At 69.3% G+C, this 22,263-nt stretch carries 18 protein-coding genes; 8 read left to right on the top strand and 10 right to left on the bottom strand.

What is annotated here, in order from left to right:
* Positions 1 to 2: 2 nt before the first annotated feature.
* From nth to BRX43_RS13210, 3 genes are all read right to left on the bottom strand, one after another.
* Positions 3 to 665 carry an endonuclease III gene (gene nth, locus BRX43_RS13200; protein ID WP_125995563.1) on the bottom strand — a complete coding sequence of 221 codons (663 nt, stop codon included), beginning with the start codon at positions 663 to 665 and terminating at the stop codon, positions 3 to 5.
* A 2-nt stretch (positions 666 to 667) separates the two neighbouring features.
* Complete coding sequence (gene dapB, locus BRX43_RS13205; RefSeq protein WP_125995564.1) at positions 668 to 1,396, bottom strand: 4-hydroxy-tetrahydrodipicolinate reductase; 729 nt, start codon at positions 1,394 to 1,396, stop codon at positions 668 to 670.
* A 188-nt stretch (positions 1,397 to 1,584) separates the two neighbouring features.
* Positions 1,585 to 2,121: a PEPxxWA-CTERM sorting domain-containing protein gene (locus BRX43_RS13210; protein ID WP_164523601.1), complete on the bottom strand. Its 537-nt coding sequence runs from the start codon at positions 2,119 to 2,121 to the stop codon at positions 1,585 to 1,587.
* A gap of 250 nt (positions 2,122 to 2,371) precedes the next feature.
* Here BRX43_RS13210 and BRX43_RS13215 point away from each other — a divergent pair, with 250 nt between their 5' ends.
* On the top strand, positions 2,372 to 3,097 hold the full coding sequence (locus BRX43_RS13215) for an NAD-dependent deacylase (protein WP_125995566.1): 726 nt from the start codon (positions 2,372 to 2,374) through the stop codon (positions 3,095 to 3,097).
* Here the strand turns inward: BRX43_RS13215 and era are convergent.
* The 4 genes from era to BRX43_RS13235 form a co-directional block, all read right to left on the bottom strand.
* Positions 3,064 to 3,960: a GTPase Era gene (gene era, locus BRX43_RS13220; RefSeq protein WP_125995567.1), complete on the bottom strand. Its 897-nt coding sequence runs from the start codon at positions 3,958 to 3,960 to the stop codon at positions 3,064 to 3,066. The genes BRX43_RS13215 and era overlap by 34 nt on opposite strands.
* A 150-nt stretch (positions 3,961 to 4,110) precedes the next feature.
* Positions 4,111 to 5,421, bottom strand: coding sequence for a xylose isomerase (xylA, locus tag BRX43_RS13225; protein WP_125995600.1), 1,311 nt, complete (start codon positions 5,419 to 5,421; stop codon positions 4,111 to 4,113).
* Positions 5,418 to 6,878, bottom strand: a complete 1,461-nt coding sequence (gene xylB, locus BRX43_RS13230; protein WP_125995568.1) for a xylulokinase — start codon at positions 6,876 to 6,878, stop codon at positions 5,418 to 5,420. The genes xylA and xylB overlap by 4 nt, the downstream gene beginning before the upstream one ends.
* A 7-nt stretch (positions 6,879 to 6,885) precedes the next feature.
* Positions 6,886 to 7,929 carry a glycoside hydrolase family 43 protein gene (locus tag BRX43_RS13235; RefSeq protein ID WP_241214951.1) on the bottom strand — a complete coding sequence of 348 codons (1,044 nt, stop codon included), beginning with the start codon at positions 7,927 to 7,929 and terminating at the stop codon, positions 6,886 to 6,888.
* Between the two features lie 228 nt (positions 7,930 to 8,157).
* On the opposite strand from BRX43_RS13235, the gene BRX43_RS20340 reads away from it, so the two are divergent.
* From BRX43_RS20340 to BRX43_RS13245, 3 genes are all read left to right on the top strand, one after another.
* Positions 8,158 to 8,295, top strand: coding sequence for a hypothetical protein (locus BRX43_RS20340; protein WP_164523602.1), 138 nt, complete (start codon positions 8,158 to 8,160; stop codon positions 8,293 to 8,295).
* Between the two features lie 39 nt (positions 8,296 to 8,334).
* Positions 8,335 to 9,447 carry a LacI family DNA-binding transcriptional regulator gene (locus BRX43_RS13240; RefSeq protein ID WP_125995570.1) on the top strand — a complete coding sequence of 371 codons (1,113 nt, stop codon included), beginning with the start codon at positions 8,335 to 8,337 and terminating at the stop codon, positions 9,445 to 9,447.
* A gap of 79 nt (positions 9,448 to 9,526) precedes the next feature.
* Positions 9,527 to 10,963: a sugar porter family MFS transporter gene (locus tag BRX43_RS13245; RefSeq protein WP_125995571.1), complete on the top strand. Its 1,437-nt coding sequence runs from the start codon at positions 9,527 to 9,529 to the stop codon at positions 10,961 to 10,963.
* An 84-nt stretch (positions 10,964 to 11,047) separates the two neighbouring features.
* Here BRX43_RS13245 and BRX43_RS13250 read toward each other — a convergent pair whose 3' ends face one another.
* The 3 genes from BRX43_RS13250 to BRX43_RS13260 are packed head-to-tail and all read right to left on the bottom strand — an operon-like array spanning position 11,048 to position 16,430.
* Positions 11,048 to 13,153 carry a GDSL-type esterase/lipase family protein gene (locus BRX43_RS13250; RefSeq protein WP_125995572.1) on the bottom strand — a complete coding sequence of 702 codons (2,106 nt, stop codon included), beginning with the start codon at positions 13,151 to 13,153 and terminating at the stop codon, positions 11,048 to 11,050.
* Between the two features lie 5 nt (positions 13,154 to 13,158).
* Positions 13,159 to 14,307, bottom strand: a complete 1,149-nt coding sequence (locus BRX43_RS13255) for an endo-1,4-beta-xylanase (protein ID WP_125995573.1) — start codon at positions 14,305 to 14,307, stop codon at positions 13,159 to 13,161.
* Positions 14,304 to 16,430: an alpha-glucuronidase family glycosyl hydrolase gene (locus tag BRX43_RS13260; RefSeq protein ID WP_125995574.1), complete on the bottom strand. Its 2,127-nt coding sequence runs from the start codon at positions 16,428 to 16,430 to the stop codon at positions 14,304 to 14,306. The genes BRX43_RS13255 and BRX43_RS13260 overlap by 4 nt, the downstream gene beginning before the upstream one ends.
* A 204-nt stretch (positions 16,431 to 16,634) precedes the next feature.
* Here BRX43_RS13260 and BRX43_RS13265 point away from each other — a divergent pair, with 204 nt between their 5' ends.
* From BRX43_RS13265 to BRX43_RS13280, 4 genes are all read left to right on the top strand, one after another.
* The gene (locus BRX43_RS13265) at positions 16,635 to 18,956 is read left to right on the top strand and encodes a glycoside hydrolase family 3 N-terminal domain-containing protein (RefSeq protein WP_241214952.1); all 2,322 of its coding nucleotides are present in this window, start codon (positions 16,635 to 16,637) and stop codon (positions 18,954 to 18,956) included.
* 314 nt (positions 18,957 to 19,270) lie between these two features.
* The gene (locus tag BRX43_RS13270) at positions 19,271 to 20,629 is read left to right on the top strand and encodes a M48 family metalloprotease (protein WP_125995576.1); all 1,359 of its coding nucleotides are present in this window, start codon (positions 19,271 to 19,273) and stop codon (positions 20,627 to 20,629) included.
* Positions 20,626 to 21,330, top strand: a complete 705-nt coding sequence (locus tag BRX43_RS13275) for a DsbA family protein (protein WP_125995577.1) — start codon at positions 20,626 to 20,628, stop codon at positions 21,328 to 21,330. Before BRX43_RS13270 ends, BRX43_RS13275 begins: the two co-directional genes overlap by 4 nt.
* Positions 21,327 to 22,256, top strand: a complete 930-nt coding sequence (locus BRX43_RS13280; protein ID WP_125995578.1) for an ABC transporter ATP-binding protein — start codon at positions 21,327 to 21,329, stop codon at positions 22,254 to 22,256. Before BRX43_RS13275 ends, BRX43_RS13280 begins: the two co-directional genes overlap by 4 nt.
* Positions 22,257 to 22,263: the final 7 nt, after the last annotated feature.

Consider the following 22,263-nt stretch of genomic DNA (forward strand, 5'->3'; position numbering starts at 1 on the left):
CGTCAGGCCGCGCGCGCCGCCTTGGTGGCGGGCGGCGGGGTCTTGGGCTTGAACGCACAGAGATCGGCGACGATGCAACGCCAGCATTCGGGCCGGCGCGCCTTGCACACATAGCGGCCGTGCAGGATCAGCCAGTGATGGGCGTGCTGGCGAAAGGGCGGGGGCGTCGCCTTGTCCAGCTTCAGCTCGACCGCCAATGGCGTCTTGCCGGGGGCGAGGCCGGTGCGGTTGCAGACTCGGAAGATATGCGTGTCGACCGCGAAGGTTTCCGCGCCGAACGCCACGTTGAGCACGACATTGGCGGTCTTGCGGCCGACGCCGGGCAGCCGCTCCAGCGCCTCGCGCGTGGCGGGCACCTCGCCGCCGAACGCATCGATCAGCATCTGCGACAGGGCGATGACGTTCTTCGCCTTGGCATTGTACAGGCCGATCGTCTTGATATGCCGTTTCAGCCCCTCCTCGCCGAGCGCCACCATCTTCTCGGGCGTGTCGACCGTCTCGAACAGCGCGCGGGTCGCCTTGTTGACCGACACGTCGGTCGCCTGCGCCGACAGCGCCACCGCCACGACCAGCGTGAACGGGTTGCGATAGTCCAGTTCGGTGACCGGATGCGGGTCCGCTTCCGCGAGCCGGTGATAGAAATCGCGAACGTCGGCGCGCTTCACGCTCAGAGGCCCAGCACGTCGCCCATGCGATAGCGGCCGGCGGGTTGCCGGGCGAGCCATAGTGCCGCCTTCACCGCGCCGCGCGCGAAGATGCTGCGGTCCTGCGCCAGGTGGCTGAGTTCGATCCGCTCGCCTTCCGCCGCCAGGATGACGCTGTGATCGCCGACCACCGATCCGCCGCGCAGCGCCGCCAGCCCGATCGTGCCCTCGCTACGCGCGCCGGTCAGTCCGACGCGGCTGTCGACACGCAGTTCCGACAGCGTCGAGCCGCGCCCCGCCGCCGCCGCCTCGCCCAGCAGCAGCGCGGTGCCGGAGGGGGCATCGACCTTGTGGCGATGGTGCATCTCGACGATCTCGATGTCCCAGTCGGGTCCGAGCCGGGCGGCGGCCTCCTGCACCAGCATCGCCAGCAGCGTGACGCCGAGCGAGGTGTTGCCGGTCTGGAGGATGGCGACGCGGGTGGCGGCGGCGTCGATCGCCGCATGGTGCGCGGGCGACAGGCCGGTGGTGCCGATCACGATCGGCGTATCCGCCGCGACCGCCGCGTCGAGATGTGCCTCCAGCGCGGAGGGCGTGGAGAAGTCGACCAGCACGTCGGCGGCGCGCGCAACGATCGCGGGATCATCCTTCGCCTCCGACCCGCCGGCGAGCCGTGCGCCAGCCTCGACCAGCGCGTCGGCGATGGCGCGGCCCATGCGGCCGGCGCTGCCATAGATGCCGATGGCGGTCATGCGGGAAGGCTCAGATGCTGGCGGTGTGGCATGGCCGATCCTTGGCACGAAGCGCGGCAAGCCGGAACCGGAAATCGCCCGGTTTCGCTAACGCCCGGCGAGTAAAAGCGGAAACGCCGCCGGCCTGACGGCCGACGGCGTTTCCGACGTTCGGGGCGGGAATCTGTCCTGCCGCCCCGTCCGTCACTTCAAGCGAAGCGGATCGCGGTGTTGCGGCGGCGATAGCGCGCAGCACCGGCGACCATGCCGAAGCCGAGCAGCATCAGTGCCCAGGTGGCGGGTTCGGGCACCGCCGAGATGGTGACGACGTTGCCGCCCTCGGTCGGCACCACATAGCCACCCGGCGTGGCCAAGTCGGCATCGGTGATGTTCAGCCTCAGGCCGCCGATGTAGAGCGGCTTGGCGGCGGTGAAGGCATCGTCGAACCAGTATTCGACCGAGTCCTCACCTTTCCGCTTCGTGCCGATGCCGAAGTTGAAGGCGCCATATTCCGCTGCGGAACTGCCGAAATAGGCGGCGTTGTTGCCCTTGAGGCTGTTGCTGATGTCAAAGAAGACGTAGTTGGCGATCGAGTTCTGGATGCCGGTATCGGAGTTCAGATCGAACGAATCGATCAGATCTGCGCCATTGGTAATCTTGAAGTTCAGCAGCGCAGCGGAGGCCGGCGCAGCGGCGAGGATGGTCAGGGCGGCGGTGCTGGCGAGCAGGGTCTTGATGATCTTCACAAAGGTCTCCGTCAGAGAGGTTCGAGAACTTGACGCCTCTTTGATGCGACCGACCGAGTAGGGCAACAGATAGCTTGGATTAACAATGTGCTAAAGCGGGACGATGATAAAGATGAATAAAATAATCCATGATAATCATTATGTTGATCGGTAAACCTCCATGCGATCGCCCATCGGCTCTGTCGATTTTCGGTGTCACCGGGCCTTGCCGGGCCTGTTCGCCAATCGCTGGGGCTTCTATCCTGCCGTCATGGAGAAACGATCTGCCATCGTCGTGCTGACCGGGGCGGGGATTTCTGCCGAATCGGGGGTCCCCACTTTCCGAGGGCCCGGAGGCTTGTGGGAGGGGCATCGGGTCGAGGAGGTCTGCACGCCGCAGGCGCTGGGGGCCGACCCGGCCTTGGTGCACCGCTTCTACGATTTGCGCCGTGCGGCGCTGCTCGATGTCGTGCCAAATCCCGCCCATGAGGCGCTGGCGCGACTGGACCGGGAATGGCGGGGCGAGTTGCTGATCGTGACGCAGAATGTCGACGACCTGCATGAGCGGGCGGGCGCGCGGCGGCTGCTCCATATGCATGGCGAATTGCGATCCGCCTTGTGCGCCGCCTGCGGTGCCCGGATGCCGCATCCGGGGCCACTGCCGCCCGGCAGCCGCTGCCCAGGCTGCGGGGCGGCGGCGCTACGGCCGGACATCGTCTTCTTCGGCGAGTTTCCCTACGCGATGGAGCGGATCGAGGCCGCGCTGGCGGCCTGCGACCTGTTCGTCTCGATCGGCACGTCGGGCGCGGTCTATCCGGCGGCGGGATTCGTCGCGAAGGCCGCCGCCTATGGCGCACGCACGCTGGAACTCAATCTGGAGCCATCGGCAGGCAGCCGCCGATTCGACGAGACGCGGCTCGGCCCCGCCAGCCGGCTGGTGCCCGAATGGGTCGAGGCGCTGCTTCAGTCGACCCAGTCGAGCCCGATGTCGCGATAGAGCGTTCGGTCCTCGTCCCAGCCGGGGCGGACCTTGACGTGGAGGTAGAGGTGCACCGGCCGGTCGAGCAGCACCGCCAGTTCGGTGCGCGCGCGCGCGCCGATCTCGCGGATGCGGCTGCCGCCCTTGCCCAGCACGATGGCGCGCTGGGTCGGGCGCTCGACCAGGATCTGCTGGTGGATCTCGACCGATCCGTCCTCGCGCTCCTTGAACGCCTCGGTCTCGATCGCGCTGGCATAGGGCAACTCGGCATGGAGCTGGAGATAGAGCTGCTCGCGCGTCACTTCGGCGGCCATGGCGCGCTCGGTGGCGTCGGACACCTGGTCCTCGGGATAGTGCCAGGGGCCGACCGGCATCGCCCCGGCCAGCGCGCGCTTCAATTCGGGCAGGCCGTCGCCGGTCTGGGCGGAGACGAACCAGGTCTCTGCAAAGGGCAGCAGCGCGTTCAGCCGCTCGGCATGGATCAGCAGCTTGGCCTTGTCGGCCAGGTCGACCTTGTTGAGGATCAGGTGCTTGGGCTCGGGCCGGTCGCGTAAGGATTCGGCGATGTCGGTCACCTTGCTGCCCAGGCCGCCCTTGGCGTCGACGACCAGCGCCAGCACGTCCGCGCCTTCGGTCCCGCCCCAGGCGGCGGCGACCATCGCGCGGTCCAGCCGGCGCTGCGGCTCGAAGATGCCGGGCGTGTCGACCAGCAGCAGCTGCGCCTCCTCCTCGATCGCGACGCCCATCAGGCGCGCGCGCGTCGTCTGCGCCTTGGGGCTGACGATCGCCACCTTCTGCCCGACCAGGGCATTGACCAGGGTGGACTTGCCCGCATTGGGCGCGCCGAGGACGGCGACGAGGCCGCAACGTTGTTCGCTCATGCGCGTGGCGTAGAGGCGGGACGGGGGGCGGGGCAAGCCCCGAGCTTCCGCGCGGGCAAAGGGTGGCGCTCCGCCTGGCCCTGGACTCCCGCGTTCGCGGGAACATGAAGAGGCGCCCCCTCCCCGAAGGCGGGAAGGGGGCCGGACGTCTTACAGGAAGCGGTTGATGAGGTTCTCGATCCGCTCCTGCCGGCCGGAGCGGGGCTTGGGATCGATGTTCCGCTCCACCGCCAGGTCGGCGATGCCCGCCAGGTCGAGGCCGCCGACCTGCTGGCCGAACGCGCCGTCCCAGCCGGCGTAACGCTCCGCCTTGATCGAGTCGAGGCGACCGTCCTCGATGATCGCGGCGGCGTTGAGCAGGCCCTTGGCGACCACGTCGATGCCGCCGACGTGGCCGTAGAACAGGTCGGCCGGGTCCATCGACTGGCGACGCACCTTGGCGTCGAAGTTGAAGCCGCCGGTGGTGAAGCCGCCCGCGCGGATGATCTCGATCATCGCCAGCGTCAGTTCCTCGACCGAGTTGGGGAATTGATCCGTGTCCCAGCCATTCTGCGGGTCACCGCGATTGGCGTCGATCGAGCCGAAGATGCCGAGCGCCGCCGATGTCGCGATCTCATGCTCGAAGGTGTGGCCCGACAGCGTGGCGTGGTTCGCCTCGATATTGACCTTGACCTCGTTCTCCAAGCCGTAGCGCTTCAGGAAGCCGTACACGGTCGCGGTGTCGAAGTCGTACTGATGCTTGGTCGGCTCGTGCGGCTTGGGCTCGATCAGGATCGTGCCGGTGAAGCCGATCTTGTGCTTGTGCTCGACCACCAGGCTGAGGAAGCGGCCGAAATTGTCCAGCTCGCGCTTCAGGTCGGTGTTGTGCAGCGTCTCATACCCCTCGCGGCCGCCCCACAGCACATAGTTGCTGCCGCCCAGGCGATGCGTGGCCTCCAGCGCGTCGCGGACCTGGAGCGCGCCGAACGCATAGACCTCCGGATCGGGATTGGTCGCGCCGCCGGCGGCGAAGCGCGGATGGCTGAACAGATTGGCGGTGCCCCAGAGCAGCTTGCGGCCCGACGAGGCCTGGAGCGTCTCCAGATGGTCGACGGCCTCGGCGAAATAGCGGCGATGCTCGGTGACGTTGGCGGCGTCCGCCATCACGTCCACGTCATGGAAGCAGTAATAGGGCACGTCGAGCTTCTGGAAGAAGTCGAACGCCACCTCGCGCTTCTCGGCGGCCGCCGCGCTGTCGTTCGCGCCGCGATGCCAGGGGCGGTTGAAGGTGCCGCCGCCGAACACGTCGGAGCCGGGCCAGCAGAAGGTGTGCCAGAAACAGGCGGCGAAGCGGAGATGCTCCTCCATCGTCTTGCCCATCACGACGCGGTTCTTGTCGTAATAGCGATAGGCCAGCTCGTTGGTCGAATCCGGACCTTCGTAGCGGATCTGGGGAATGTCGGCGAAGAAATCGGACATCAGGCGTTCCTGTCGAGAGGGGTGGGGGTGATGCGGGAATAGGCGTCGCGGAAGGCGGCCTTCTTGGCGGCGAGCCGGTCGACCAGTTCGGGTTCGGGGGCGATGCTGCGCGCGACCGGCGGGGCGGCGCAGACGCTGGCGGGATCGCCGCCATCGACGGCGAGCTGCGCGAGGCGGGCGGCGCCCAAGGCCGGGCCGACCTCGCCGCCCTGGAGATAGACCAGCTCGACCTCCATCGCGCTGGCGAGGATGCGGCCCCAATAGCCGGAGCGCGCACCACCGCCGATCACCGCCATGCGGTCGACCCGCGTGCCGGCATCCTTCAATGCGTCGAGCCCGTCGGCCAGCGCGAAGGCGACGCCCTCCAGCACCGCCTGCGCCAGTCGGCCGCCGTCCGTGTCATGGTCGAGGCGGAGGAAGGCGCCACGCACCTCGGCATCGTTGTGCGGCGTCCGCTCGCCCGACAGATAGGGGAGGAAGAGTTCGGGGCCGCAGGCCGGCCCCGCCGCCTCGGCGCGCGCGAACAGTTCGGCCGCGCCGCCGGCCGCCGTGATCCGCGCCACCCAGTCGATGCACGAGGCGGCGGACAGGTGGACCGACATCTGGTGCCACAGGCCGGGCAGGGCGTGGCAGAAGGCATGGACGGCGCGCGCCGGATTGGGGCGGAACTCCTTCGTCGCGACGAAGATCACGCCCGAGGTGCCGAGCGACAGCAGCGCGTCGCCGTCCCGCACCACGCCGACGCCGACCGCGCCCGCCGCATTGTCGCCGCCGCCGGCCGCGACCGGCACTGGCGGCACGCCCCACAGTTCGGCCACCTCGGCCAGCAGCGTGCCGGTGACGTCCGATCCCTCGTGCAGGCTGGGCATCTGCGCCTGGGTCAAGCCGCAGGCGGCGAGCACCGCGTCGCTCCACCGCCGGCCGGCGACGTCGAGCCAGATGGTGCCGGCGCTGTCCGACAGGTCGGACGCCTTGTCGCCGGTCATCTTCAGCCGGACATAGTCCTTGGGCAGCAGCACGGCGCGGACCGCGGCGAACACGTCCGGCTCGTGGTCGCGGACCCATAGCAGCTTGGGCGCGGTGAAGCCGGGCATCGCCAGATTGCCGGTGATCGCGTGGAGATCGGGCACCGCCGCCTCCAGCGCGCGGCACTCGGCGGCGCTGCGCCCGTCATTCCACAAAATGGCGGGGCGCAAGGGGCGGTCGTCCGCCCCCAGCAGGGTCGCGCCGTGCATCTGCCCGGCGAGACCGATGCCGCGCACCGCGCGCCGCACCGCCGGGTCGATCGCCTGGACGGCGGCGGTGGTCGCCTTCCACCAGGCGTCGGGGTCCTGTTCGGACCAGAGCGGATGGGGACGCTGCACGGTCAGCGCCGCCGTTCCCTGTCCGGCGACCGCGCCGCTGTCGTCGAGCACTACCGCCTTGACGCCGGAGGTGCCGATATCGATGCCGAGAAACATGGGGGGATCAGTCCTTGAACGGGTTGATCGTCTGGATCGTGCCGTCGGGGTTGAAGCGCAGCTCGGTCATCTTGGCGGAGCGCAAGTGGTTCTTCCCGGACAATTGCGTGTCATGGTAGAAGAGATACCAGCGACCCTTGAAGTCGATGATCGAGTGGTGCGTCGTCCAGCCCTGCACCGGCTCCATGATCCGGCCGGTATAGCGGAACGGGCCATAGGGCGTGTCGCCGATCGCATAGGCCAGGTAGTGCGTGTCGCCGGTCGAATAGGTGAAGTAATATTTCCCGTTCCGCTTGAACAGCCAGCTCGCCTCGAAGAAGCGGCGGTCATGATCGCCGCCGAGGATCGGCTTGCCCTGGTCGTCGACGATCTGCACGTCGCGCGGCGCCTCGGCGAAGCTCTTCATGTCGGGGGACAGGCGGGCGATCTTGGCCGACAGCGCCGGCTGGTCGTCGCGCTTCAGGTCGGTGTCGCCGCCGTTCGCGTCATAGCGGCCGGTCGCCCAGCGCTGGAGCTGCCCGCCCCAGATGCCGCCGAAATACATGTAGCTCTGGCCATCGGTGTCGGTGAACACCGCCGGATCGATCGAATAGCTGCCGGCGATCGGCGTCGGTTCGGCCTTGAACGGGCCGGTCGGCGACTTGGAGGTGGCGACGCCGATCCGGAACACGCCCTGTTTGTCGCGCGCCGGGATATAGAGATAATAGGTGCCGTTCTTGTACGCGGCATCGGGAGCCCAGGTCTGCTTGGACGCCCAGGGGATGTCCTTCACGTCGATCGCGACCGGATTCACCGTCACCGGGCCGCCGGGCCGGTCCATGCTCAGCACCTGATAGTCGTGCATCGCATATTGGTTGCCGAGATCGTCGTCGGGAATGCCGGCATCGACGTCATGGCTGGGATAGACGTAGATCTTGCCATTGAAGACATGCGCGGACGGGTCGGCGAAGAACTGGTTCCGGACCAGCGGCTGGGCCAGATAGCGCTTGCCGTCCGGGCTGCGTGGCTCGGCCGCCGCCTTGGCGGGCGCGGTCTTGGGCTGTTGCGCGATCGCATAGCCCCCGCCGGCAAGCGCCAGCGTGGCGGCCGCGAGAAGGGTGGAGAAATGGCGTGGCACGACCTTCTGATCCTTTCCTGTCTTTTTAGAGCCTTCTGCTGAGGCATTTGCGCGGCGGGAACCACATCGATAGCGCTACCATATGGAAGCGGAGGGGCGGGGGCAAGCGTCGCCGCGCGGAAATCGCGGCCTCTAGCGAAATGGATTGCGATCCCAGGGTCCGTGATCGGCGGCGGCCTGTCCTATCTGGTCCAGCGCCTGGGGGTGGAGCGTTCGGCGACGCTGGCCTGGCTGCTGAACGGCCGGGGGATGCCGACCCGCCCGGCGGCCGGTCCGGCGGTCATGGCGAAACCGGTCTAGCCCTTCCCCAAGCGACGGCGAGCGCGTACCGACAGCATCATGGCTGCCGAACCTCCTTCGCCGATTGCTGTCTCCACCCCGCCCAAGCCGTCCACCCGCACCGCCCGCCGCGCCCGGTCCGCGCCGACGATCAGCGACGTGGCGCGCCATGCCGGCGTGTCGCCGATGACGGTGTCGCGCGTCATCAACGGCGAGGCGAGCGTCCGCCCCTCGACGCGGGAGACGGTGAAGGCGGCGATCGCCGCGCTCAACTATGCGCCGAACCCGGCCGCGCGCAGCCTGGCCGGCGCGCGCCAGCTCCGCGTCGCGATGCTCTACAGCAACCCCTCCGCCGGCTATCTCAGCGAGTTCCTGCTCGGCAGCCTCGACCAGGCGTCGCGATCGGACGTGCAGATCGTGGTCGAGAAATGCGAACTGGGCGATCATGAGATGGAGGTCGCCGCGCAGGTGGTCGCCAGCGGCATCGACGGCGTCGTCCTACCGCCGCCGCTGTGCGAATCGGAGCCGCTGCTCGACCTGTTCGCCAAGGCCGGCGTGCCGACCGTCTCGGTCGCGACCGGCCGGCCCGCCGCCGATATGCTGGCGATCCGCATCGACGACCGCGCCGCCGCGCTGACTATGACCCGGCACATCATGTCGCTGGGCCATCGCCGCATCGGCTTCATCATGGGCAATCCCAACCTGACCGCCTCCGCGCGTCGGTTCTCCGGCTACAAGGCGGCGCTGGAGGAAGCGGGGATCGCGGTCGACCCGGAACTGATCGTCCAGGGACTCTATACCTACCGATCGGGCCTGGATGCGGCCGAGCAACTGCTCGACCGGGCCGATCCGCCGACCGCGATCTTCTCGTCCAACGACGACATGGCCGCCGCCACCGTCGCGGTCGCGCATCGGCGCGGGCTGGACGTGCCGGGCGACCTGACGGTCTGCGGCTTCGACGACACCACCCTGTCGACCGCGATCTGGCCGGAGCTGACCACCATCCACCAGCCGATCGCCGACATGGCGCGCGCGGCGGTCGAACTGCTGGTCGCGGTGCTGCGCCACAAGGATGGCGAGGTGGCGGACCGGCACCTGCTGCTCGACTATACTTTCATTCGGCGTCAATCGGATGCGCCGCCCCGGATGCGGCCGAAGGCGCTTCCGGCTTGACCGCCAACGGTTAACTGATAGCGATAACAATATTGGGGGCGGGCCGGTCGTCGGCGACGCGTCATCAGGAGAGGGTCCCATGACCGATAAAATGCGGGGGACGGGAAGTGCGGGCGAAGCCGCCACCGTCAACCATGGTTTCATCGCCGCGATCGTCGCCGTCGCGACCATCGGCGGCTTCATGTTCGGCTATGATTCGGGCGTCATCAACGGGACGCAAAAGGGGCTGGAGGCGGCCTTCGACCTCGGCCGGCTCGGCATCGGCGTCAATGTCGGCGCGATCCTGGTCGGCTCGGCGATCGGCGCGTTCGGTGCGGGCCGGCTGGCCGACCGGATCGGCCGTCGCAACACCATGATGCTGGCGGCGGCGCTGTTCCTCGTCTCCGCGCTGCTCGCGGGCGCGGCGACCAGCTCGGCGATCTTCATCATGGCGCGCATCATCGGCGGCCTGGGCGTCGGCGCGGCGAGCGTCATCTCGCCCGTCTATATCTCCGAAGTCACCCCGGCCTCGATCCGCGGGCGTCTCACCAGCGTGCAGCAGGTGATGATCATCACCGGCCTGACCGGCGCGTTCGTCGCCAATTTCGCGCTGGCCCGCTATGCCGGCGGCTCGACCGCGCCGTTCTGGCTCGACTATCCGGCCTGGCGCTGGATGTTCTGGCTCCAGGCGATCCCGGCGTTCATCTATCTCGTCGCGCTGTTCGTCATTCCGGAAAGCCCGCGCTTCCTGGTCGCCAAGGGCCGCGAGGCGGAGGCGCACGTCGTGCTGACCCGCCTGTTCGGCCGCGCCGAGGCGGACCGCAAGGTCGTCGAGATCCGCAACTCGCTCGCCGTCGACCATCACAAGCCCAAGCTGTCCGACCTGGTCGACAAGACCACCGGCAAGATTCGCCCCATCCTGTGGGCAGGCATCGGCCTCGCCATCTTCCAGCAGCTGGTCGGCATCAACGTCGTCTTCTATTACGGCGCGACCTTGTGGGAGGCGGTCGGCTTCTCGGAGGATTATGCGCTGCAGACCAACATCCTGTCGGGCGTGTTGTCGATCGCGGCCTGCCTGTTCACGATCGCGACCGTCGACAAGATCGGCCGCAAGCCGCTGCTGCTGATCGGTTCGGCCGGCATGGCGGTGACGCTGGCGCTGGTCGCCTATGCCTTCTCCACCGCCGTGACCGGCGCCAGCGGAGCGGTGTCGCTGCCGGGCAATAACGGCATCCTCGCGCTGGTGTCGGCGAATCTCTACGTCATCTTCTTCAACGCCAGCTGGGGCCCGGTGATGTGGGTGATGCTGGGCGAGATGTTCCCGAACCAGATCCGCGGCTCGGGCCTGGCGGTGTCGGGCTTCGCGCAGTGGATCGCCAACGCCGCCATCTCGGTCAGCTTCCCGGCGCTCGCCGTGTCGCCCGGCCTGGCGGTGACCTATACCGGCTACGCCTTTTTCGCGGCGATCTCGTTCTTCTTCGTCAAGGCGCTGGTCAACGAGACCAAGGGCCGCGAGCTGGAGGACATGGCCGGCTGATCCCCGGTTCGTCAGCGACGCAAAAGAGAAACGGCGCGGGGAGCGATCCCCGCGCCGTTTCTCTTCGTGCGCCTGCGGTCGTGACTACTGGCAGAGCCCGGCCGGCGGTCCCTTGAGCACGGCCGGCCCGTTCAGCGTCGCGGTCGGCCCCGGCCGGCGCGGGTCGAGCGCGGCGGCGTAGAAGGGGTCGGCCTCCGCCTGGGCGAGCGTGGTGAAGCGGAAGCCCATGGCGCGATATTGCGCCAGGATGCGGGGCAGGAGCCGCGCGTCGAGCGCCCCGACATGCATCAGCAGCACATAGGGGATGTCGTGCCCGACCTGCGCCTTCGCTCGCGACCGGGCGGCGAGCGCCGCCGCCCTGGCATCCGCCAGCATCCCGGTTTCCAGCCGTGCGATCGCGGCCTTGTCGCCCTTGGCGGCGCAGGCGGCATAGACGGGGTTCCAGGCGAAATCGTCGAAGCTCATCGTCACGCCGGCGATGCGATAGCCGTCCGCCGCCAGCCGGGCGCGGACCGCATCACGCGCCGCCGGATCGCGCCCCTCCGCCAGGAAGGGATAGCGGAACCAGTGCCAGTCGCTCCGCCCCGCCGCCATCGCCAGCGGCCCCTCGTTCCTCTTCACCGAGGCGAGGAAGGCGTCCGCGCCGACCTGGTCGAGATTCTCATGCGCATAGCTGTGGTTGCCGAGTGGAAAGCCCGCCGCCCGCCACGCCCGGATCGCCGCCGCCGAGGTCGGATCGTCCAGCCCGAACCCGGCATTGAGGAAGCCATGGGCCGGTGCGCCCGCGGCGCGCAGCGCTGCGGTGATGCGGCGGATCACCTCCAGCCGGGTCATGCCGGGCGGCAGGGGGCCGTGCGCGGGAATATCGTCGAAGGTGATCGCGATCGTCGGTGCCGGAGCGGGCGCGGGTGCGACCGGCACCGGGGCCAGCGCCGCCGCGACCGCGACCGGCCGCTGCCGGGCGCTGAACAGCGTCAGCGGCACCGCATCGCCCATCGCCTTGTAACCCGCCTCGGACGGGTGGAGATGGTCGCCCGAATCATAGGCGGGCCGAAGCCGGTCGGGATGCGCCGGGTCGCGCAGCAGTCGGTCGAAATCGACCACCGCGTCGAACGTCCCGCTGGTGCGGATGAAGGCATTGATCGCCTGTCGGTCCGCCTCCGTCTCCGGCCCCGGATGATAATAGCCATTGCCGCCAAAGGGCGTGATCGTGCCGCCGATCAGCGTGATGCCATGCGCATGGGCGCGGTCGGCGAGCTGCACATAGGCGGCGGTGATGTGCTGCACGATCGCGCGGTGCGCGGCCGAGGTGGCGGGCGCCTCGCGCGTCAGCACGCCGAGGTCGTTGACCCCCTCCAGCAGGATCGCCCAGCGCACATCGGTGCGCGCGATCACGTCGCGGTCGAAGCGCGCCATCAGGTTGGGGCCGTTGCCGTCGAGCAGCACGCGCCCGCCGCCGATGCCGGCATTGACCATGCCGATCCCGCGCGTCGCCGCATCGGCTCGCAGCCGCCCCGCCAAGATATCCGACCAGCGCGTGTTGCGGTTGCCGGTGACGCCATAGCCGTCGGTGATCGAGTCGCCGATCGCGACCAGCGTCCCTTGCGTCGCCGGCCCCGCCACCTCGACATCGGCGATGCCGTACCAGCGGGTCATGGTCGTGGCATCGGCCAGCTCGGGGTCGGCGACATGGTCGCCGGCGACCAGGAAATTCGCCCCCCGCGCGCCGGGATGGCCGGTCTGCACGTTCGGCACGTCGGGCCAGTAGAGGCTGATCGCCAGGTCCGCGCCGGGCGGCAGCGGCACGGCGACGGGATCGGACCAGATCTCCGCGCCCGGCGGGATCACCGCCTGCGCCTGCCCGGCGAAGCGGAGCGGCCGGCTGGTCCCGATCCGCGCGGTGCCGGGGGCGAGCGCGGGGGCGACGCTGGCCGCGCCGATCGTCAGCGGCGTGGTGCCGAACAGGTTGGAGAAACGGACGCGCAACCGCTCGCCCCCGGCCGACAGCCGGACGACCTGGCGCAGCGTCACCGCCTTGCCCTGAGACGTGGGAAGGGCATTGTCGCCATCGGCCACCAGTTGCGCCGAACCCCAGCTGCCGACCCAATGGGCGGTACGGTCTCGGGCGGGTACGGCGCCGGTGAGGGCGGTGGCGGCGAGCAGGGCGGCGAGGGTCGCGAGGGGACGCATGGTCGTCAGCTCCGTTGGGCGGCGGAAAAGGCGGCGGCGAGGCTGTCGCGCATCGGCTTGGGGATGAAGCGATCGTCATAGGGGCAGGGGCGGCGACGCGCGCCGTCCTTGCGCGGCTCGAACCCCTCGATCCAGCTATAGCGGTCACTCATGCCCCAGACGAGCACGTCGCGAAGCTGGGGATAGCTGAACATCAGGTCGCAATAGGCACGGGTATAGTCCGCCACCGCGCGGTCGCGCACCTTCGGGTCGGCGGGCAGATTATTGTCGCGCACGTCCAGTTCGGTGATGACCAGGCCATATCCCATGGCCGTCACCGCATCCAGGAAGCGTCGCCATTCCGCCTCGCGCTTCGTCGCGTCGCTGCCCGCCGGCTGGGTCATGATATGCGACTGCACGCCCAGGGCATCGACGGGCACGCCCCGGGCCTTGAACCCCTCCAGCAGCGTCAGCACGCCCGCCCGATGGCGGTCGTTGCCCGGCTCCCAGCTCATATAGTCGTTATAGACGAGCTGGGCGTGCGGGGCGGCGGCGCGCGCGGTGCGGAAGGCGAGATCGAGCGTCGGCTCCGCCCCGCCGATCGCCCTGGACAGGGCGGTATCGTAGAGCGCGCCGGTCGCGGGCGTCACTGCCTCGTTGACCACGTCGTAGCTGCGGATGCGCGTGCCGTAGCGGCGGCACACCGTCTCGATATGGCGGACCAGCATCTGTTCGCCGGCCTTGCGCGCACCGGTGCCGAAGTCATGCGTCGCCATCCAGCGCGGCAGCCATTTGTCTTGGTGCCACAGAAGGTTATGCCCGCGCATCTCGAGATGCTGGCGATCCGCCCAGTCGATCATCGCGTCGAACCGCGCGAAGTCGAACCGGTCGGGCGCGGGGCGCAGCGCCTGCCACTTCATCTCGTTCTCGGCGACGACCAGCCCGCACTCGCCGGTCAGGAGCGCCGCATAGGCCGGGTTGGCCCAGGAACCGCTGTCGGTCCCCGCCGGCCGGCCATTGACCGCCGAGCCGAAGCGCATCCCCCTGGCCTTGGCCAGCGTGTCGAGCGAGGGGCCGGTCGCGACCGCCGCCGCCGCGCCTGTACCCATGAGGGCGGCACCTCCCGTGGCGGCCAGGCCGGCCAGCATCGTCCTGCGTGTCGGATGATCGGTCATTGCGGGTTCCCCGGTGCGAACGGAAAGCGTTGTTGCTTGTACCAGTCGAGATCATGCGCTGGCGGTGCCATGCCGGCGGGCAGCGGCAGATGGTTGACCGACATCCAGTAGGACAGGCTGGCGTCGCGCCACCAGCGCGCCTCCCGCTCCTGCACCGCGAGGAAGGTCGCGGTCTTGGCCCAGCGCTGCGGATCGACGCGTCCGCGTAGAGCCTCCCATTCGCGGCGCATCGCCGCCACCGTGTCGACGCCCCGGTCGTAGCGCCGCGCCAGCGTCTCCCACAGCGTCTGCCCCGAGGCCATGCGATAGTCCCAGGGCAGGTGATGGAACCACAGCAGCTCCCCCTCCGGCGTGGTGCGCGGGTCCGCCAGCCTGGCGGCGAGCGACGGCGCATATTGCGCGACGGCGTTGCTGCCGGTCTTCGTCCGGTCGAAGCCGATGCCGCCCCGGTCGGCGCGGTGATAATAGACCGGGTTCCATTCGGGCCGCTTGAGGTCCGAAACCCAGGGGGCGGGACCGTAATGATGACCCGTCGCCATCAGATGGGCGAGGCCCAGCGCGCCGGTATAGTCGACCACCGCCTCGCGCGATCGCATCAGCATGTCGGTGACGATCCGCATCACCTGGGGATCGCGGCCGAAGGTCTGGGCGGTCCATTCATGGGCGATCGCCTCCGGCGTCAGGCCGGGGTCCCAGGCGAGCCGGCCGAAGGCGTACCAGTTGGCCTGGTTGAACGGCGACCCGGTCCAGTCGCGACTGTCGCCGATATTGGCGACGCCGGCCATGCCGGTCAGCCTGTGCCCCTCCAGCGAGCCGTCGACGACCCGGGCGACGGCCGCGCCGGGCGCGGTGCCGGTCTGGGCGTCCAGCGTCTCGGCGAACAGGGGGGCGAGATAGGCGAGGTGGGTGGCGAAGCCCAGATATTCCTTGGTGATCTGGAATTCGATCATCAGCGGCGTCCGGGGCATCGCGCCGAACAGCGGATGGAAGGGCTCGCGCGGCTGGAAGTCGATCGCGCCGTTCTTCACCTGCACCACGACATTGTCGGCGAAACGACCGTCGAGCGGCTTGAACTCGTCATAGGCCTGTTTCGCGCGATCGTCGGGATCGGTATCGGCATAGACGAAGGCGCGCCACATCACGATGCCGCCATGCGGCTTGACCGCCGCCGCCAGCATGTTGGCGCCGTCCGCATGGGTCGCGCCATAGTCGCGCGGGCCCGGCTGCCCCTCGCTGTTCGCCTTGACCAGGAAGCCGCCGAAATCGGGGATGGCGCGGTAGATCTCGTCCGCCTTGGCACGCCACCAGCGCCCCACGGCGGGATCGCGCGGGTCCGCGGTCTTCAGCCCGCCCAGTTCGATCGGCGCGGAGAAGCGCGCCGACAGATAGACCTTGATGCCATAGGGGCGGAAGATGTCCGCCAGCGCCGCCGCCTTGGCGATATAGGGCGCGGTCAGGCTCTCCGCCTTGGCGTTGACGTTGTTGAGGACGGTGCCGTTGATCCCGATCGCGGCATTGGCGCGCGCATAGTCGGTGTAGCGCGGGTCCCTGTAGTCGGGCAGCGTCCACCAGTCCCACAGCGACTTGCCCGCATAGCCGCGCTCGACCACGCCATCCAGATTGTCCCAATGGTCGAGGACGCGCAAGGCCACGCGCGGGCGCGAGCGGAGGTCGATGGCGGCGGAGGCGCCGTTCACCGCCACCTGCCGCAGCAGCGCGAAGGCACCATAGAGCACCCCGCGTTCGTCATCGCCGGTGACGACGACGGTCGACCGCCCGCCGATGCTGGCGCGGCGGACGACATAGCCCTCCGGCCCCGGCGAGGGCAGGCGCAGCGCCTGGATGTGCGGGTCGCGGGCGGTGGCGAGCAGGACCGGGCCGAAGCCCGCGGGCAGGCCGCGGCGCAGCTCGGCGGCGGCGGCATCGAGCGTGGCGGAGCGGCCCCGGACCGTCACCGCATCCGGCGCGACGGTCCGGGCAGGATAGCGCATCCACAGGCGATAGCCGTCGTCGGGCGCAGGCTGGTCGCTGGCGGCAGGGACCGTGCCCGTTTGCGCGAGCAGCGGAGTCGAGGCTCCACTCAACAACAGAAACAAACCCAGCCGCAACGCCTTGGCACGCATCCTTCTCTCCCGATCGGGCGGCGGCTGCGAGTTGACAGTCCGGGTTCGCCCTCTTCATGATACCGCTATCACCTGAACGGCGTCGGTAGCAACGCCGGACCAGGGGTACGGGAGAGATTTGATATGACACGCCGATCCGCCGCCCAGACTGGGGCGACCCGCCGCGATTGCCTGCGCTGGTCGGGCGTTTCGCTGCTGGCGCTGATGCCGGCTCCGCTCCTCGCCGCGACGCGGTCGGCGGCCCCGCTCTACAAGGATGCCCGCGCGCCGGTCGACCTGCGAGTCCGCGACCTGATGGCGCGGATGACGCTGGACGAGAAGGTCGCGCAGATGATCGCGCTATGGGCGACCAAGGCGCAGGTGATGGTGGAGGGGGGGCTCGACTTCGACCCCGCCAGGGCGACCCGCGCCTATCCCGACGGCTTCGGCCAGATCACCCGGCCCTCCGACAAGCGCGGCGGCCCGCGCGTGGCGGAGGTGGCGGGCGGCACCGGCGCGCAATATCGCGACGGGGCCTCGACCATCCGCTTCGTCAACGCGATCCAGCGCTGGGCGCGCGAGGAGACCCGGCTCGGCATTCCCGTGCTGTTCCACGAGGAGTCGCTCCATGGCTATATGGCGCCCGGCGCGACCATGTTTCCCCAGGCGATCGGCATGGCCGGCAGCTTCGACCGCGACCTGGTGGCGCGGTGCCAGTCGGTGATCGGGCGCGAGGTGCGCGCGCATGGCAGCCAGCTGGCGCTGTCGCCCGTGGTCGACATCGCCCGCGATCCCCGCTGGGGCCGGATCGAGGAGACGTTCGGCGAGGACCCCTATCTCTGCGGCGAGATGGGCGTGGCGGCGGTGCGCGGGCTGCAGGGCGACAGCGCGACGCTGCAACCCGGCAAGGTGTTCGCGACGCTGAAGCACATGACCGGCCATGGCCAGCCCCAGGCCGGCAACAATATCGCGCCCGCGCCGATCGCAATCCGCGAGCTGCGCGAATCCTTCTTCCCGCCGTTCCGCGCGGTGGTGGAGCGGACCAAGATCGCCGCCGTCATGCCCTCGTACAACGAGATCGACGGCGTACCGAGCCATGCCAATCGCTGGCTGCTGGGGCAGGTGCTGCGCGGCGAATGGGGCTTCGACGGCGCGATCGTCAGCGATTACGGCGCGGTCGAGGAACTGGCGACGATCCACCATGTCGCCGCCGACCGGCCGGCGGCCGCACGGGCGGCGCTGGCGGCGGGGGTCGACAGCGAACTGCCCGACGGCACCGCCTATCGCACGCTCGCCGATCAGGTCCGCGCCGGCACCGTGTCGCAGGCGGCGGTCGACCGCGCCTGTGCGCGCCTCCTGACGCTCAAGTTCCGCGCCGGCCTGTTCGACGCGGGCCCGACCGATCCCGCCATTGCCGAGCGGCTGACCGGCAATGCGGAGGCGTGCGCGCTGGCGCTGGAGGCGGCGCGCAAGTCGCTGTGCCTGCTGACCAATGACGGCACGCTGCCGCTGAAGCCGGCGGGGCGGATCGCGGTGATCGGCCCCAATGCGGCGATCGCGCGGCTGGGCGGCTATTCCGCGCCGCCCCGCCGGAGCGTCAGCCTGCTCGACGGCATCCGGGCGCTGGTCGGCGGATCGGCGCAGATCGTCCATGCGCAGGGCATGCGCATCACCCAGAGCGAGGACCGCTCGGCGGATGAGGTCAAGTTGGGCGACCCGGCCGACAACCGCCGCCTGATCGCCGAGGCGGTCGAGGCGGCACGCGAGGCCGATGTGATCGTGCTCGCGATCGGCGATACCGAGCAGACCAGCCGCGAGGGGTTCGCGCGCAACCATCTGGGCGACCGCACCACGCTGGACCTGGTCGGCGACCAGAATGCGCTGTTCGACGCGCTCCATGCGCTGGGCAAGCCGGTGGTGGTCGCCGCTATCGCTGGTCGTCCGCCGAGCTGGCCGAACGTGATCGCGCACGCCCATGCGGTGCTGCTCTGCTGGTATCCGGGGCAGGAGGGCGGCACCGCCATGGCGGAGGCGCTGTTCGGCCGGATCAATCCGGGCGCCAAGCTGCCGGTGACGGTGGTGCGCGAGGTCGGGCAGGTGCCGATGTACTACAATGCCAAGCCGTCGACCGGGCGCGGCTATCTGTTCGCGGACGGCGCGCCCTTGTTCCCGTTCGGCCATGGCCTGAGCTACACGCGTTTCGAGATCGGCGCGCCGCGCCTGTCCGCCCCGACGATCGGCCGTGCCGGCACGGTGGCGGTCGAGGTCGATGTCGCCAATATCGGCGCGCGGGCGGGGGACGAGGTGGTGCAGCTCTACGTCCATGACCAGGTCGCCTCGGTCGCGCGGCCGCTCAAGGAGCTGAAGGGGTTCGAGCGGGTGACGCTGGCCCCGGGCGAGCGGCGCACGCTCCGCTTCGTGCTGGGGCCGGAGGCGTTCCGGATGATCGACGCCGACCTGCGCGAAGTGGTGGAGCCGGGCCGCTTCACGATCATGGCGGGCGGCAATTCGGTCGAACTGAAGACGGCGGAACTCGACATCGTCTGACCCCGGCGCTGGCCATGGAAACGCCGCCGCCGGGTGATCCCCGATGGCGGCCTCCATCGACCCTGGGGGCGGCGGGATCAGGGGAAGCGGAGCGTGGTCGCGACCCAGCCGCCCGTCGCCGTGCTTTTCCCGTGATCCTGACGGCCTGCGGATTCCCCTTTCGGTACGGGTGGAAAGAGAGGTCCGTATAATCAACGGGATGGCGATGGTCGCCGCGACGCGACGGTCGCCGCCGCTTCAGGCCCGGTTCACCCGTACGCCGCCAAGCGCCATGCCCGTTGATCCCCCCTGGTTTTTCGCGGATAGCTGCCCCTATGAAGCGTCCCACCGCTCGCCTGGCCGCGCTGGCCGCCGCGCTCCTCGTCTGGGTACAGCCGGCGGCCGCACAGTCGATCCTGCGCGATGCCGAGACCGAGGCGATGTTCCACGACATGTCGGCGGATATCGTCAAGGCTGCCGGCCTCAATCCGCGCGACGTGCAGATCGTCCTGATCAACGACGGGTCGATCAACGCCTTCGTCGCGGGCGGGCAGATCGTCTATATCCATTCCGGCCTGATCGAGGCGGCGAGCAACGCCAATGAGGTGCAGGGCGTGATCGCGCACGAGGTCGGCCATATCGCCGACGGCCATGTCCTGTCGGGCGAGGCGGCGATGAAGCCGGCGATGGGCATGACCATCCTGTCGATGGTGCTGGGCCTGGCGGCGATGGCGGCCGGATCGGGCGATGCGGGGGCCGGCATCATGGCGATGGGCCAGCAGGCGGCGATGGGCAAATATCTGTCGTTCAGCCGCACCCAGGAATCGACCGCCGACGCCTCCGCCGTCCGCTATCTCGACACCGCCGGGGTCAGTGGCAAGGGGATGCTGACCTTCTTCAAGAAGCTGGCGAACCAGGAATATCGCTACGGCACCGCCAATATCGACCCGTTCATGCAGACCCACCCGCTGTCGGGCGAGCGCATCGCCAACCTGACCGCCGACATCCAGAAGTCCAAGGCCTATAACGCCAAGCCCGACGCGGCGCTGGAGGAGCGGTTCCGCCGGGTGAAGGCCAAGCTGCTCGGCTATGTCGCGGAACCGTCGCGGACGCTGGCCGAATATCCGGAGACCGACCAGTCGCTCTATGCGCATTATGCGCGCGCCTATGCCTATCACAAGGGCGGCTATCCCGACAAAGCCGATGCCGAGGCGGCGGCGCTGATCGTCGCGCAACCGCACGACCCCTATTTCCAGGAGATCCAGGGCCAGATCCTGCTGGAGGCGGGCAAGCCGCGCCTGGCGCTCGGACCCTTGCGGGCCGCGACCGAGGGATCGCGCAACAATCCGCTGATCGCCACCACCTATGGCCATGCGCTGATCGCGACCGAGGACAAGGCGAACCTGCCCGAGGCGATCCGCGTGCTGCGCATCGCCACGCAGCGCGACGACGACAATCCCTGGGCGTGGATGCAGCTCGGTACCGCCTATGAGCAGAGCGGCGATTCGGCGCGGGCGGCGCTCGCCACCGCCGAACGCGCGCAAATGACCGGCGACCAGCGAACCGCCGTGCAATCCGCGCGTTACGCCATGGCCAATATCCCCGCCAACACGCCCGACTGGATCCGCGCGCAAGACATTGCGATGACCTCCGGCGACGCGATGGCCAGCGACAGGAAGAAGAAGAAACGATGAGGATCCTGACGCTCGCGCTGGTGGCGGTGGCCGGTGGGCTGATCGGTGGCGGCGCGGTGCATGTGCTGGGCGCGCGCGACGGCGTCGCGTCGGGCGAGGCGGTGCGGACCTATCTGCTCGCGCATCCCGAGGTGCTGCCCGAGGCGATGGCGAAATTGCAGGCGCAGGAATCGGGCAAGTCGGTCGCGGCGAACCGCGCCGCGATCACCACGCCGTTCGGCAGCGCCTATGCCGGCAATCCGCGCGGCGATGTGACGCTGGTCGAATATTACGACTATAATTGCGGCTATTGCCGCGCCAGCCTGCCCGCGATCCGCCAGCTGGTCGCGAACGATCCCAAGCTGCGCGTGGTGTTCCGCGAACTGCCGATCCTGGCCCCCACCAGCCGGGATGCGGCGCGGATGAGCCTGCTCGCCGCCGCGCAGGGCAAGTTCGCCGCCTTTCACGACGCGCTCTACGGCGGCGGCCGGGTGACGCCCGACAGCATCGCCGCCGCCGCCGCCAAGGCCGGGGTCGACACCCGCCAGCTTGCCGCGCTGACGCCGAAGCTGGATGCGGAGATCGCCGGCAATCTGGAGATGGCCGGGCGGCTGGGCTTCACCGGCACGCCGTCCTGGGTGGTCGGCGACCAGGTGCTGTCGGGCGCGCTGCCGCCCGAGGAGCTTGCCAAGGCGATCGCCGCCGCGCGCAAAGCCGCATGACCGACTCCATCCTGCGCCTGTCGGGCATTTCCAAACAATATCGCGACGGGCCGACCGCGCTGCATGCGGTCGATCTCGACATCAGACGGGGCGAGATCTTCGCGCTGCTCGGGCCGAACGGCGCGGGCAAGACGACGCTGATCTCGATCGTCTGCGGCATCGTCACCCCGTCCTCCGGCACGATCCTGGTCGACGGGCATGACGCGCTGGTCGATTACAAGGCGGCGCGGCGGCGGATCGGGCTGGTGCCGCAGGAACTGGCGACCGACGCGTTCGAGACGGTGCTCGCCACCGTCTCCTTCTCGCGCCGGCTGTTCGGCCGCGCCGCCGATCCCGCCTATGTCGAGCGGCTGCTGCGCGACCTGTCGCTGTGGGAGAAGCGGTCCGCCAAGATCAAGGACCTGTCGGGCGGGATGAAACGCCGTGTGCTGATCGCCAAGGCGCTGGCGCACGAGCCCGAACTGCTGTTCCTCGACGAACCTTCGGCCGGCGTCGACGTGGCGCTGCGCCGCGACATGTGGACGCTGGTGCGGTCGCTGCGCGAGCGCGGCGTGACGATCATCCTGACCACCCATTATATCGAGGAGGCCGAGGAGATGGCCGACCGGGTCGGCGTGATCGCCAAGGGCCGGCTGCTGCTGGTCGAGGACAAGTTCGCGCTGATGCAGACGCTGGGCAAGCGCGAGCTGGACCTGACCCTGGTCGAGCCGCTCGACACGGTGCCGCCGGAGCTGGCCGAGTGGAGCCCGACGCTAGTGCATGACGGCCATGTGCTCCGCTATGTCTTCAACGCCACCGACGAGCGGACCGGCATTCCCGGCTTCCTCCGCCGGGTCGGCGATCTCGGCATCCATTTCAAGGATCTGGAAACCGCCAAGTCGAGCCTGGAGGACATCTTCGTCGACCTGGTGGAGCGCGAACGGTGAGGGCGGC

The sequence above is a fragment of the Sphingomonas sp. S-NIH.Pt15_0812 genome (assembly GCF_003951315.1).
Classification (GTDB): Bacteria; Pseudomonadota; Alphaproteobacteria; order Sphingomonadales; family Sphingomonadaceae; genus Sphingomonas.

Coding starts and splice junctions, on each gene's coding strand:
- dapB (WP_125995564.1), bottom strand. CDS start 1,396: ATGACCGCCATCGGCATCTATGGCAGCGCCGGCCGCATGGGCCGCGCC.
- BRX43_RS13250 (WP_125995572.1), bottom strand. CDS start 13,153: ATGCGTCCCCTCGCGACCCTCGCCGCCCTGCTCGCCGCCACCGCCCTC.
- BRX43_RS13275 (WP_125995577.1), top strand. CDS start 20,626: ATGAGGATCCTGACGCTCGCGCTGGTGGCGGTGGCCGGTGGGCTGATC.
- BRX43_RS13270 (WP_125995576.1), top strand. CDS start 19,271: ATGAAGCGTCCCACCGCTCGCCTGGCCGCGCTGGCCGCCGCGCTCCTC.
- BRX43_RS13215 (WP_125995566.1), top strand. CDS start 2,372: ATGGAGAAACGATCTGCCATCGTCGTGCTGACCGGGGCGGGGATTTCT.
- BRX43_RS13280 (WP_125995578.1), top strand. CDS start 21,327: ATGACCGACTCCATCCTGCGCCTGTCGGGCATTTCCAAACAATATCGC.
- BRX43_RS13245 (WP_125995571.1), top strand. CDS start 9,527: ATGACCGATAAAATGCGGGGGACGGGAAGTGCGGGCGAAGCCGCCACC.
- BRX43_RS13265 (WP_241214952.1), top strand. CDS start 16,635: ATGCCGGCTCCGCTCCTCGCCGCGACGCGGTCGGCGGCCCCGCTCTAC.
- BRX43_RS13240 (WP_125995570.1), top strand. CDS start 8,335: ATGGCTGCCGAACCTCCTTCGCCGATTGCTGTCTCCACCCCGCCCAAG.
- xylB (WP_125995568.1), bottom strand. CDS start 6,878: ATGTTTCTCGGCATCGATATCGGCACCTCCGGCGTCAAGGCGGTAGTG.
- BRX43_RS13255 (WP_125995573.1), bottom strand. CDS start 14,307: ATGACCGATCATCCGACACGCAGGACGATGCTGGCCGGCCTGGCCGCC.
- era (WP_125995567.1), bottom strand. CDS start 3,960: ATGAGCGAACAACGTTGCGGCCTCGTCGCCGTCCTCGGCGCGCCCAAT.
- BRX43_RS13260 (WP_125995574.1), bottom strand. CDS start 16,430: ATGCGTGCCAAGGCGTTGCGGCTGGGTTTGTTTCTGTTGTTGAGTGGA.